Source organism: Streptomyces sp. M41(2017), assembly GCF_002078175.1.
Classification (GTDB): domain Bacteria; phylum Actinomycetota; class Actinomycetes; order Streptomycetales; family Streptomycetaceae; genus Streptomyces.
On sequence record NZ_MWFK01000001.1, the window covers coordinates 5,628,367 to 5,640,701 of the forward strand.

Below are 12,335 nucleotides of genomic sequence, written 5' to 3' on the forward strand. Positions count from 1 at the left end.
AGGGAGCAGATGCTGCACGGTCCCGTGCAGACCGTCCGATCTCTGCGACGGATGGCGTCGCGCAGCTCTCACACACAGAGGATCGCTGAAATTTTGTGAACGACGACATCAGGCAGCACGCGCTCTTGTCGATCAGCCGGACCACTTCTCGAGCGGGCGTCCGGGTGGTGGCCTGCAGAGGTGAGATCGACGACGACACGGCGGGGCTGCTGCGCGACGCCCTCCGGTTCGATGACGGGGTATCCGGCGTCGTTGTGGACCTGGGCGCCGTCACTTTCCTGGACTCCAGCGGTATCCACGTCCTGTTCGCCGCCCATCGGGACGCCGTGGCGGCAGGCGGCTGGCTGCGCATTGCCGCCATGACCCCGGCGGTTCACGAGGTCGTTCAGATCGTCGGCCTGCCGACCGTCATCCCGTGCTACCCCGGTCTCGCTCAGGCCCTGAACGCCTGAGACCCGCCCGTTCTGCCTCCACCCGGCTGCTACAGCAATTTCTTGTCTGCTGCAGGGTGAGAAAGAAGCGGTCGGCGTGTCGGCGGATCTTGCGTGTCCTGGCGATCGACGCCGGCAGGCAGCACAGCGGTGCCTCGTCTCGAACCGGCTCGGGCTGCGAGGCGGGGTGAGCGCTGAGAGAGTGAGAGGCAGCCTGCGAAACCCTTACCGGACCACAATCGGCTGCTCTGAAACTTCCTTGCAGAGGGGGGCCGATCTGCACGTTCCTCCGGGTTGGAGTGTCCGGGTTCCACGGGGTTGCGGTGTCCGGCCGGGGGCGAGGCGGCACGCGGGTCACCGTTTCCCGGAGGCGAAGGGAACCCACTGGTTCCCGGAAAGGGCAAGCTCATGACCAGCATCGAAGGTTCCGTGGCACTGGTGACCGGCGGCAGCCGCGGTATCGGCAAGGCGTTCGTGGAGTCCCTCTACGAGCGGGGCGCCGCCAACGTGTACGCGACCGCCCGCGACCCGAAGTCGGTCTCCCACCCCGACGCGGTGCCGCTGGCGCTGGAGGTCACCGACCCCGCGTCGGTCGCGGCCGCCGCCGAGCGGGCCCAGGACGTCACGATCCTGATCAACAACGCGGGCGGATCGGGACGGACGTCACTGCTCGACTCACCCATCGAGGACGTACGGCGCGAGTTCGACATCAACTTCTTCGGTCCCCTGCTCACCACCCGGGCGTTCGTCCCGGTCCTGGAGCGCAACGGCGGCGGGCACATCCTGACCGTCCACTCCGTACTGTCCTGGCTGGCGGCCCCCGGCTCGGGCGGATACAGCGCCTCGAAGGCCGCCCTGTGGTCGCAGAGCAACGCGCTGCGCCTGGAACTCCAGCCGAAGGGGATCAAGGTCACCGGGCTGCACGTCAGCTACGTCGACACGGATCTGACGACGGGTCTCGACGTGCCCAAGGTCACCGCGCGCGGCGTCGTGGAGCAGGCTCTCGACGGCATCGAGACGGACGCCCACGAGGTTCTCGCCGACGCGGTGACCCGCCAGGTCAAGGCCGGCCTCTCGGGCGACCTCGGCGGCCTGTACCCGCAGCTCGCCGAGCAGTCATAGCTACCCGTGGTGCCCCGCCGCTGCTTCGTCGACGGCCGAAGTCGCCCCCTGCGGCGCCGTGCACGCAGGTGGGAACCGCCCGCTATTTCCCGGCTACCGACTGCTCAGGCGTGCCGTCAGCCGGGCCAGCAGGGGCAGTGCCGCGGCGAGCGTCGCGCGTTCCTCGGCGCTGAGTGTGTCGCCAATGGCGCCGCCGAGCGTGTCCGCGCGCCTGCGACGTTCCTCGGCGAGGCGGTCGCTTCCCGCGGCGGTGAGGTGCAGCAGCAGCTTGCGGCCATCCATGGGGTGCGCCTCGGTTCGAACGAGGCCCTGGGCAAGCAGTTCCTTCACCGACTTTGCGACCGACTGGTGGCTCACGCCCCGTCGCTGGGCGGCGTCCGCGGTGGTCAGTGGGCCGTCGCGGTCGATGTAGCCGAGAACGGCGGACTCGGCGGGCGGCATGGTGTCGGCGGTACGCACGGTACGCACCAGTTGTCCGACGGCGAGCCGGAGTTCCTCGGCCAGCCGGGCGTCGTCCAAGGTGTTGTCGGGCATGGAGGCAACCTACCCCGCTTCAAACTGTGCAACCCAGGTGTACAGTTTGGTTGTAGTTATTGACCGATCTGAACGGAATCCCCATGCGGCTCACCAAGCACGCCCACGCATGCGTCACGGTCGAGAAGGACGACACCCGCCTTGTGATCGATCCCGGCACCCTCACCCCCGACGCGGCGGACGCCGTCGGCCGCGCACAGGCAGTCCTGATCACCCACGAGCACTTCGACCATTTCGACGAGAAGCTGCTCGCTGCCGCCCTCGCGGACCGGCCCGAGCTGCAGATTTACGGCACGGCCGGCGTCGCGACCGCCCTGGGAAGCCAAGGAGGCCGCGTCCACACCGTCGCAGAGGGCGACACTTTCACCGTCAGCTCCGTCACCGTCGCTGTGCACGGCCACCGTCACGCGCTGATCCACGCCGACATACCGTGCCCCGACAACGTCGGCTACCTTCTCGACGGCACCCTGTATCACCCGGGCGACGCGTACTACGCCCCCGGTGTCCCCGTGCGCACCCTCCTGCTCCCCACCAGCGGGCCGTGGACCAAGCTCGGCGAAGCTGCCGACTACGTCCGCGCGGTCAAGCCCGAACGGGTCGTCCAGATCCACGAACTCATGCTCAGCGACCTCGGACAGCACTCCGTCGCCAACCTCCTGGGCGAGAACGGTCTGACCGGGATCGCCGTCGAGCGCCTCGCACCGGGTACCGCCGTCCAGTTGTAGAAGGTCCCGCACATCACGGCGTGCCCACCGTCAGGCCTTGCGCCATTCGCCGGTAGGCCCGGGTGGCGCGGGTCCGGCGACGCGCCCCCTCCGGGCCGGCGCTGACTGGTCCGGTCCGGTCCGGAAGCAGAAGCGGCCAAGGGCCCGAATCCTCATCGGATTCGGGCCCTCGGCCGCTTCATGGCCACTGTCAGCTCTTCCGGCGGCGGGCTGTCAGCCAAAGCACGGCGACGCCCGCGCCGGCCACGAGCAGAACGGAGCGGCTGTCGCGCGCCAGCCGCGCGTACTGAGCCGTCCTGTCCTGCACGGACGCGGGTGCCTTCTCCTCCCACACCTGTCCGGCCTTGGCCGCTGCGGTCCGGGCCTGCGCGGCTGCCTGGGCGGCCTTCTCCTTGACCGGGGCAGGCAGCTTGTCCTGGACCTGTGAGGCGGATTTCGCCGCCTGGATCTTCAGCTCAGCGGCCTTGACGACCGCCTGCTCCTTCAGCTGACCGGCCCTCTGCTGGGCACGGGCCCTGGCGTCGGTCCTGTCCGCAAGATCCTGGACACCGAGGTCATGGCGAGTCTGCTCGATCTGTTCGCGCAGCTCGGCCGGCGTGGGAGGGGTGTGCTGGTCGGCGGGCGTGTGGGTCATCGGTGTGCGCTCCTTTTGATCTCGGCCACGTCGGCCTTGACGTTCTCGATCGTGGTTTCGGGGACGGGCGAAGAAGCCTTGGCGGCCTGCTTCTTGCCGGAGAGGGCCAGCGCCGCGGCGATCACGCCGAGGGCGGCGGTCACGACGAGGGCTGCCGCCCAGAGCGGCAGCACGAGGGAAAGGGAGGCGATAGCGGTGGCAACCAGTGCCTGGAGCATCAAGAATCCGGCGAGCGAGGCGCCGCCGAACAGTCCGCCGCTCTTGCCGTACCGCTTGCCCTTCTCCTTCATCTCCGCCTGCGCCAGCTTCATCTCGCCACGCACCAGCTCGGTCAACTGCTGCGAGGCCCGCTGGACCAGCTCGCCCACCGGCTCGTGTCCGACACCGGTCGGGTGGGGGGGCCGAGTTCAGGTTGGGCGGTTGTGTGCTCGACATGCGATCACCTCCTGTGCTGTCCGTGGGACCGCTGTCGGCGGCCCTGGCTGTGTGGCGTAGCGAGTACCCCGAAGTGGCCGGTCCAGATAAGGGATGCGTCGCCATGAAGCCCGAAGCGCGCGGCACCTTGGGTGGCGGCTACAGCGGATGAGGCAGGAGGTACCGGACACGGCGGGTGAGCCAGCCGGCTCCCGCACCGATCAGGGCGCCGGCGCCCACGTCGCTGGGGTAGTGGGCTCCCGACTGAACGCGCTCCAGGGCCAGCAGGGCGGCAGGAACCGCGCAGACGGCAGCGGCAAGCGGCCACTCGGGCGCGACGGCGGCGGTGAAGGCTACGGCGGCCGCGGTGTGACCCGACGGGAAGGAGGAGGAATCGGGCCGGTCCTCGACCTCATCGTGGTCGATCCACTCCTTGGGCGGGCGTGGGCGGTCGACCACCTGCTTGCCCACGCCGTTCGACACCAGCTGGGCGAGCGCGAGCGAGGCAAGTCCCAGCACCGCGGCTCTGTGGCCGCGCCGCCCACCGGTCATGGCCATGAGCGCTGCGGCTCCGCACCACAGCTTGCTGTTCTCCGCTGTCTCCTCGACCGCCGAAAGCAGCCGCCCGATGCCGGGAGGGATGCGACCTGCCGCACGCTGGGTCAGAAGCCGATCTGCGTCGCGGGCGTCCGCTATCAGTTCCATGAGCGGCAGGTATCCCGGACGGCGCCTCACACACCCGTCCGCGGTCGTTCGATGGGCCCGTGCCGAGGATTACTCACCCGTGTCGTCAGTGGCGCGGGTCGCGACGTGGAACGCGGAGCCGGCCGAGGCGATCATCCAGATGCCGCTCACCGATGTGCGCCTCGTCCGCCGGGGTTCTCACTCGGAGGGGTGTTCAGGACAGGTGGACGCACCGGAAGCGTGATCGACTGCACTTGGCGGTAGACGCTCTCGCCGGGGAGGTAGCGATGGTGCAGGGCCGGCCGGACGGGCGGGTGGCGGTCGTCACGGGCGGCGCCCGAGGAGTGGGGGAGGCGACAGCCCGCCACCTCGCGCGCCGCGGACTGCGGCTGGCGCTCCTGGGACGCGAGCTGGATACGCTGCGCCAGGTCGCCGACAGCCTGCCGACCCAGACATGCTGCATCGAGGTGGACGTCACCGACGAGGCCGCACTGCAGGGCGCGGCGTGCAGCGTTCAAAGACGCCTCGGTCCTGCATCGGTTGTCGTGGCGAACGCGGGTATCGCCGCCGCAGGGCTCTTCGCGGACACCGACACGGCCCTGTTCGACCGAGTCATCAACGTCAACCTGCTCGGCAGCGCGAACACGGCCCGCGCCTTCCTGCCCCAACTCCGGCGAACGGGCGGATACTTCCTGCAGATCGCCTCCACCGCAGCCTTCGGCTCCGCCCCCTTGATGAGCGCCTACTGCGCCTCGAAAGCAGGAGTGGAGTCCTTCGCCCAGGCGCTGCGCACCGAACTGCACCACCAAGGCGTCGACGTGGGAATCGCCTACCTCCACTGGACCGGCACCGACATGATCGGCGGCATCGACGACCATCCGGTGCTACGCGCCCTGCGAACCCACCAGCCCTCCCCGGCCCGACGTGTTCACAGCCCCGACCAGGTCGCCGCGTGGCTCGTACGCGGCATCAACAAGCGCGCAACCAGCGTGTACGCGCCGCCCTGGCTGCGTCTGGTGGAGCCGCTGCGCCCGCTGCTGCCCTCGATCGTGTCCCGGGTCGCACGCCGCTCCCTCGCTGATCTTCCGGCAGCGGAACTGCACAGCAATACCGGCGTTCTGGGAGCAGGCGGTCGCGCCGACTGGGAGTCGCACCGTCCCGCGCCCCCCTTGCCCCCCGTGACCCCGCCGCAGTGCTGATGGATCAGTTCCCCCAATAAAGACTGACGGGACGTGAACACAGGCGCGCCCGCGGCGACTGACCCTTTCAGTCAGTCCAGGGTCCGCACCTCGAAGTGCGGGTGAGCTTGCCTGCTTCGTCAGCACCGCCGTCTCGATGACCGGGCCAGTGGGGCCTCGGGAGGGGGACGCCGGTCTCCCCGCCGCTACTGCTGCGGCCTTCAACAAGCGGGCGGCCGGTTCCGTTACGGCCGGCAGGATCGGGCCGAGCGCCGACGGCTGGTGCCGCGTACCGACGGGTTGCGGAGGTGCGATCGGCAGTGCGGCCGGCCCGGCTGAGTAGTGCCAAGTCAGCTTGGCACTACCTCCCCTCCCCGGTCATCGCCGGCCGTGCCGGGGATGGCGTCGTCGATGAGGACGGCGGCGATGGCGGCGGCGGTGGGGAAGGCGTCGGCGTTGAGGACCCGGGTGCGAGCCGCGGCGCCGTCGATGAGCAGCGCGAGCTGCTCGCCGAGCTGTTCAGGGTCGGCGGCGCCGGCTTCGCGCGCGGTGTCGGCGAGCCGCACGGCGACGGCCATCTTGTACTCCCGCGCGTACTGGGACGCGGGGTGCTCAGGGTCGTGGAGCTCCACGGCGGTGGCGATGTAGGGGCACAGAGGCGTGGTGGGGGCAACGTCGAAGGCGGCGAGGAGCCGTTCGCGGGGCGTGAGGTCGGTGCGGTCGAACACGCCGGACAGAACGGAGGGGTCGAACCGGCGCAGGTACTCGGCGACGAGTTCGTCCTTGCCGCCGAAGTGCTGGTAGGCCGTGCGCTTGGACACCTCGGCCGCGGCGCACAGCTGGTCCATGCCGGTGCGGTTGATGCCCTGCTCGCGGAAGAGCTGCTGGGACGCGCTGAGGATGCGCTCGCGAGCGCCCCTGCCGCGGCGGCGGCCCGTGGGGCCCTTCTCCAACTCCGTCATAGCTCCACCCTACCGCAGGTGGGTAACGAGCGGTGTACATAGTTTGCGCCGCAGCTGATCGCCCCGTACGGTAAGGAAACAGGACGGTGTACTTAATGCCGTCGTTCCAGGTGCGCAGGGCACCACCTGTCAACTGCACCACCTACTCAAGGGAGCGACCATGGGAAAGCTCGACGGCAAGGTTTCGGTCATCACCGGTGGCACCACCGGCATGGCGCTGGCCGGCGCGAAGCTGTTCGTCGACGAGGGAGCGCACGTCTTCATCACCGGCCGTCGCCAGGACGCCCTGGACGAGGCCGTGCGGCAGATCGGCCGCAACGTCACCGGCGTCCAGGGTGACGCCGCCGACCTGGACGATCTGGACCGCCTGTACGACACCGTCAAGCGGGAGAAGGGCAGCCTCGACGTGCTGTGGGCCAGTGCCGGCGGCGGCGAGCCCGCTCCGCTCGGCGAGATCACCGAGGCCCAGTTCGACACCTGGTTTGGACTCAACGCCCGCGGCACCCTGTTCACCGTCCAGAAGGCCCTCCAGCTCTTCAACGACGGCGGCTCCATCCTCATGACCGGCTCCAACGCCTCCCTCGGCGCCTTCCCCGGCTGGAGCGTCTACGCCGGCAGCAAGGCCGTCCAGCAGGCCTGGGCCCGCATCTGGCTCAACGAGCTCAAGGACCGCCGCATCCGCGTCAACGTCCTGACCCCCGGCCAGGTCGCCACCGCCAAGCAGGCGGAACTCTTCGACGAGGCCACCAAGCGCCAGTTCGAGTCCCTCATCCCCCGCGGCGAGATGGGTCACCCGGACGAGATCGCCACCGCCGCCCTGTTCCTCGCCTCCGACGACTCCAGCTACGTCAACGGCATGGAACTCGTCGCCGACGGCGGCACCACCGCCATCTGAACCCGACACCACACAACCAGGGCAGGACATCTCATGAGCAGCATCAGCATCATCGGCACCGGAAACATGGCCCGCACCCTCGGCGTACGGGCGATAGCGGGCGGCAACACCGTCGAGATCATGGGCCGAAATCAGTCCAAGGCCACTGAACTGGCCAAAACGCTCGGCGGCGACACCACGACCGGAGAATGGGGCACCGCACCGGCCGGGGACATCGTCATCGTGGCCCTGCTGTACGACGGTGTCGTGCCGGCCGTCGTCCAGTACGGCGACGCACTCGCGGGAAAGGTCATCGTCGACATCAGCAATCCCTTCAACGCCACGTTCGACGGGCTGGCCCATCGCGAGGAGACCTCGATCGCACGGGAAGTCGCCAAGGCCGCCCCGGCCGGCGCCGGCGTGGTGAAGGCGTTCAACACCGTCTTCCGTCAGGTCCTGGAGAAGGGCCGGCCCGATGTCTTCATCGCCGGGGACGATGCGTCGGCCAAGGCGCGGGTGGAGGCGTTCGTCGAGAGCCTCGGGCTGCGCCCGCTGGACGTCGGCGGCCTCTCCATGGCGCACTGGCTGGAAGGCGCGGGCGTGCTCACGGTGGGCCTCGCCAACCACGGGGTGGGGAATCTTGACTTCGCCATCGGCGTCACCGAACTTCCCGTCTGAGCAGACGGTTCAAGGGTCCGATGGGGAGCGGCCACCGATGGAGGGACGGAGCCGGCGTGAGGCCGGGGCCCAACGGACAAGGCTCCCGTGCTGTTGTCACCTGATCGGCCCGGTGGCTTTGCCCGGCCGGGTCCTAGCAGTAGCCGTGCACCCTGGCGCCGGCTGGAGCGAGGTTGGGCCAGGGATGCCCGGCTCTGTCGGAGGCAGCGGACCGTAGGAGGTCAAGAAGAGTGCACCCCGGGTAGCCCCGGAAAATCGCGTAGGTGCCACGGTAGTAGCAGCTCCAGTAGCTCACGACCCGGCGTTGGGTGCGCGCGAAAAAGGCAGGGTTGTTCACGATGAACTGCCCGTAAGCGAGGTGGCCGCGCGTGCCGGGCGTGGCGAGATCACGGAGTTCATCGCAGATGACGACAAGGATCTCCACGACGTACTCGCCAACCAGCTGCACGACGAAGGGGACGACCCATGGGTCCGTGCTAGCAACGATCTTCTCCAGGTGACGCTGTCTGACCACCCCGTCGCAGTGCCTTGAGTACAGGCAGTGCAGAAGCTGCCGTTGACGCGACGAAAGCGACGCCACCGCGTCGGTCGGCGGCTCGTCGTGGTAGAGACGGCCAGGGATGTAGACGTGCTGGTCCGCCACAACGACCGAGAACGAGGCGTGCGGTTGGAGCCGAGAGGCAGGCATCACCGCCAGCACTGCCTCGGCATCGCTCGCAAGCTCGGATGGGAATGCCGTGGTCAACGGATTGCTGCTGTCGGAAAGCGGTTGCACGTACCGAGCATAGGCGGATGAGCGGCCGGGTAGCCGGAAACGGCCCCACCTGCTCAACCCGGCGCAGGATGCGGTGAGTTCGGGGCTCCTGCGGCACCGTGCGTGATCCGCCGTCCTGACCACACGGACACCTTCTCCTTCCTGGCGCCGGTCCGCCTGGACGACTGAGACCGACCGGATGGGATGGGACGGGATGGGACGAGGTGGTGGCCACGCGGTTCGCGTGGCCATCGGCAGCGGGTCACCAGCCGGGGTAGCGGTCCAACCAGGTCGGATCCCAGCCCGAGGTGTACTCGGTGCCGCCAGGGAGATCGGCGAGTTGGGCTGTGAGGTCGCGGGCCAGCGTGTCGAGCACCCAGGCCAGTTCGTGACGGCTGACCAGGTCGACGGGCAGGGCCTCGGCGCCGTGGGCTGCTCCGAGCAGCGCACCGGCCACGCAGGCGACCGAGTCGGCGTCCGGTGCCCGGGCCGCGAAACTCAGCGCGTCGGCCACCTGGTCCCTTTCAGGGAAGGAGGCGGCGGCATACATGCCGCCGAGCAGGGCTGACGGAGCGGTGGCGTCGGGTGCCAGCTTCGCGAGCCGCTCTGCGTCGGCGGGGTGAGCGATGGCCATCTCAAGTGCTTGGCCGAGCCGGTCGAGTCCTTCAGAAGCGTAAGCCCGGTCGATACCACGAAGGGCACGAAGACCCTCGGCCAACGCCTGCCGTACCTGTGTCCGACCTCCGGAGGAAGCCTTTGCCTCGGTCAGGTCGGTCAGGCAGTGCTGGGCCAGCACCACCGCCTGGGCGGTCGCGGTGTGCGCGGCCGGGTCGCCGTGGGTGAGGGATGCGATGTCACGGGCTGCGTCGACTGCCGGCTCGGAGCCGTAGGCGGCACTGAGCACGGCGACCGGAAGGGTGCGGGTGAGCGCGTGGCAGCCGCGGCTGGTCGTCGGCGTTTTCACCTGGCCATGCGCGCTGCCTGCGAGCGCGGTCACGGTCGCCGGCGCCGAACCGCGCCGTTCGGTCAGGGCAGGCACTTGGGCGAGCCAGCCGTCGGGCCACCTGCCCGCGGATCTGCTGCGCTCGGCTTCCAGTCCCTGCAAGGCGGCCCATCGGCGGTAGGCGTGCCACACCACCCCTGGGGGATGGCAGATGCCCTTGTGGTCGCCCCGTACGAGCGCGCGGATCGTTCCTTCCGTGGTGAAGCAGGCCAGCTGGGTGCTGACTCCGGCCAGCAACGGACCGTCGGCGGGCAGCTTGCCCTTGGCTCGGCCGAGCGTGTCGCCGATGGCCAGGCCGAGCAGCAGCCCGCGTACCCGGGACACCGCGTGTTTCTCCTTCATGAACTCCCGCGGTGTCCGGCCCGCATCGTGATCCTCGGGCTCCATGGAAAGCAGCGAGTCCTGTTCCGGGGTGGCGTCATCGCGCGGGCCCCCGGTCTCGTCGTCCGTCGTTCCCGCCGTGACGTCGTGCGCTTGGTCTGTTCGCGAAACGGCTCCGGTCGTCTTGCCTCCTGGGGACGTGGGGGTGGCCAGCTCGTAGACGGCGTTCTGCAGTTCAGGGTGCTCCGACAGATGCCAGCCGTTCACCAGTGCGGTACGCAGCTCCTTCAGTGCGGTCCTGGGATCGAGGCCGAAAGCCAGGTTGCTGTAGGCGGCGCCGACGGCCGGGGTGCGGCTCTGCCCGGCGTAGCAGTGGAGAAGGACTCGTTTCCCTTCCTGACGCAGCCGCAGCACTTCACGGGCGGCCTGGTCCAGTACGTAGTGGAGGTTGGCGTTGTCTCCTTGGCTGTCCACCAGCCAGACGCGGACGTGTTCGACGTCGCTGCCGTGCAGGACCGGTCCGGTGCCCATACGGCACAAGGACACCACGGCGTCGACAGGAAGCGGCTTGACACTCTGGGCCGTGGTCAGGCTGCCCAGTACCACCCCGGGATCGTGCGGGTGGGGGATGGCGAAGCCGGGGTGGGAGGAAGGCATCTGCGGCGTCGAGGGCCAGCCGGCGGCATCGTCGCTTCCACCGCGGGCGGTGAGCAGTGCCAGCCGGACCAGGTCGGCCCCCTTCATGCCTGGCCAGCCGGTTACGGCCCGCTGCCACTCCAGCGGGACAGCGGAACTGCCCCAGCGCGCGCCGAGCAGGGCACCGGCGATCGCCGCGACGGTGTCGGTGTCCGTTCCGGCCCGTACCGCCGCCTCCAAGGCCAACTTGAGGTGCTGGGCGGGGAAACTGCCCTCGGCGGGACGCAACTCCGGTACGGCGGTCCGGGTGATCGCCGACCAGGCAGCCTGGAGAGCGTGGACGACCCAGCCGTTGTTGTTGAAGCGGCGCGGTGGGTGGGCCTCGGCCTCGTCCAGTCGCTCTGCCCACGTGCCCCGGCGTTCGACTGGCAGGAGATCCAGGCCGGCACGCACGCCGTCGAAGGTCCCGTCCAGTACGGCGGTACGAATGCCGGAGCACCACAACACGCAGGCATCGGCGCATTCAGGGTCCGGGTGGGTGAGCGCGCTGACGGTGATGGCGGCCTCGGCCATCGCGACGGGGTCACCGAGGTGGGCGAGGGCGACGATCCCGGTCCGCATCAGGGAGCCGTTCCCCGCGCTGCGCGCGTTGCCGGCGGTGTACTCGTGGGCCGCCTTCCGCATCGCCGTGCCCGCCGACCCGGGTTCGCGAGCGGCGATGCTCAGGATCATGCTGGTCTGGTTGCCGACATCGCTGGCGCCTTCGCCCAGCCAGGCCTGGAAGTTGGCGGCGATCTCGTCCTGGGCTTCCGGGTCGCGCAGATCCGCTCCGGTCGCCGCTACCTGGGCGATACAGACCTGCATCTGGGTGTCGTCGGAGTACTCACCGGGCTCGTACGGCCCCAGGCCGCCTCCGATCATCATCGGCTGCTGATCCGCGCGCAGCGTCGCCTTGAACTCGTAGGGCACGCCCAGCGCGTCACCCGCAGCCGCGCCGAGCAGCACTCCGGCGGCCCGGTCGGTAGCCCGTGCGTCCAGCTCGGGGTGGGGTGCGGGACTGCGTGCCATGCGGACTCCAGACGGTGCGATGGCCCGCGTACACCGGGCCCGGCAGGTGGCGTGAGGCGGTGGGGAGTGGTCGGTCGTCCTGATCGGAACGATCAGAAGGGCGCTGGCCACAGCAAGATGCTCGTGCAGGACATTCGGGCGTGTCGACTACGTCAGCCTCGCATGACGATCCACTTATCGTCAATGGGACGCTTATGGGGGTCCGTTGCTTGCTGTCGCCCTCGTGCGGGACAACCCGCGCATGTATCGGGGCACGCCGCTGCGGGAGTTCTTCTTCCGGGCCAGCCTCCGTGCCCGGTCTGGAGGCCCTCTCGTAG

Annotated in this window: 13 protein-coding genes; 6 read left to right on the top strand and 7 right to left on the bottom strand. The window is 69.4% G+C overall.

Annotation, left to right across the window (positions count from 1 at the left end; genetic code table 11):
* Positions 1-95: 95 nt before the first annotated feature.
* Together B0675_RS24680 and B0675_RS24685 are read left to right on the top strand one after the other, a co-directional pair.
* Positions 96-452 carry an STAS domain-containing protein gene (locus B0675_RS24680; RefSeq protein ID WP_081221159.1) on the top strand — a complete coding sequence of 119 codons (357 nt, stop codon included), beginning with the start codon at positions 96-98 and terminating at the stop codon, positions 450-452.
* Positions 453-839: 387 nt separating this feature from the next.
* Entirely contained in the window at positions 840-1,553 is a 714-nt protein-coding gene (locus B0675_RS24685; protein ID WP_081221161.1) for an SDR family oxidoreductase, read from the top strand.
* 93 nt (positions 1,554-1,646) lie between these two features.
* Here B0675_RS24685 and B0675_RS24690 read toward each other — a convergent pair whose 3' ends face one another.
* Complete coding sequence (locus B0675_RS24690) at positions 1,647-2,072, bottom strand: helix-turn-helix domain-containing protein (RefSeq protein WP_081221996.1); 426 nt, start codon at positions 2,070-2,072, stop codon at positions 1,647-1,649.
* 98 nt (positions 2,073-2,170) lie between these two features.
* Between B0675_RS24690 and B0675_RS24695 the strand changes: the two genes are divergently transcribed.
* A complete protein-coding gene (locus B0675_RS24695) occupies positions 2,171-2,812 on the top strand; it encodes an MBL fold metallo-hydrolase (protein ID WP_081221163.1) in 642 nt (213 codons plus the stop codon).
* A gap of 190 nt (positions 2,813-3,002) precedes the next feature.
* Here the strand turns inward: B0675_RS24695 and B0675_RS24700 are convergent, their stop codons facing one another.
* The 3 genes from B0675_RS24700 to B0675_RS24710 form a co-directional block, all read right to left on the bottom strand.
* Positions 3,003-3,446, bottom strand: a complete 444-nt coding sequence (locus B0675_RS24700; RefSeq protein ID WP_081221166.1) for a DUF3618 domain-containing protein — start codon at positions 3,444-3,446, stop codon at positions 3,003-3,005.
* Positions 3,443-3,814 carry a phage holin family protein gene (locus tag B0675_RS24705; RefSeq protein WP_081221169.1) on the bottom strand — a complete coding sequence of 124 codons (372 nt, stop codon included), beginning with the start codon at positions 3,812-3,814 and terminating at the stop codon, positions 3,443-3,445. The genes B0675_RS24700 and B0675_RS24705 overlap by 4 nt, the downstream gene beginning before the upstream one ends.
* Positions 3,815-4,019: 205 nt before the next feature.
* Complete coding sequence (locus B0675_RS24710) at positions 4,020-4,565, bottom strand: phosphatase PAP2 family protein (protein ID WP_081221171.1); 546 nt, start codon at positions 4,563-4,565, stop codon at positions 4,020-4,022.
* Positions 4,566-4,831: 266 nt separating this feature from the next.
* Between B0675_RS24710 and B0675_RS24715 the strand changes: the two genes are divergently transcribed.
* The gene (locus B0675_RS24715; protein ID WP_081221174.1) at positions 4,832-5,743 is read left to right on the top strand and encodes an SDR family oxidoreductase; all 912 of its coding nucleotides are present in this window, start codon (positions 4,832-4,834) and stop codon (positions 5,741-5,743) included.
* A gap of 329 nt (positions 5,744-6,072) precedes the next feature.
* Here the strand turns inward: B0675_RS24715 and B0675_RS24720 are convergent, their stop codons facing one another.
* Complete coding sequence (locus B0675_RS24720) at positions 6,073-6,684, bottom strand: TetR/AcrR family transcriptional regulator (protein WP_081221176.1); 612 nt, start codon at positions 6,682-6,684, stop codon at positions 6,073-6,075.
* 160 nt (positions 6,685-6,844) lie between these two features.
* Between B0675_RS24720 and B0675_RS24725 the strand changes: the two genes are divergently transcribed.
* Together B0675_RS24725 and B0675_RS24730 are read left to right on the top strand one after the other, a co-directional pair.
* A complete protein-coding gene (locus B0675_RS24725) occupies positions 6,845-7,579 on the top strand; it encodes an SDR family oxidoreductase (RefSeq protein WP_081221178.1) in 735 nt (244 codons plus the stop codon).
* A gap of 33 nt (positions 7,580-7,612) precedes the next feature.
* Positions 7,613-8,236, top strand: coding sequence for an NAD(P)-binding domain-containing protein (locus B0675_RS24730; RefSeq protein WP_081221181.1), 624 nt, complete (start codon positions 7,613-7,615; stop codon positions 8,234-8,236).
* Positions 8,237-8,369: 133 nt separating this feature from the next.
* Here the strand turns inward: B0675_RS24730 and B0675_RS24735 are convergent, their stop codons facing one another.
* Positions 8,370-9,011 carry a hypothetical protein gene (locus B0675_RS24735; RefSeq protein ID WP_081221997.1) on the bottom strand — a complete coding sequence of 214 codons (642 nt, stop codon included), beginning with the start codon at positions 9,009-9,011 and terminating at the stop codon, positions 8,370-8,372.
* Between the two features lie 241 nt (positions 9,012-9,252).
* Positions 9,253-12,018 (bottom strand): ADP-ribosylglycohydrolase family protein, encoded by a 2,766-nt coding sequence (locus B0675_RS24740; RefSeq protein WP_081221184.1) that lies wholly within the window; start codon positions 12,016-12,018, stop codon positions 9,253-9,255.
* Positions 12,019-12,335: the final 317 nt, after the last annotated feature.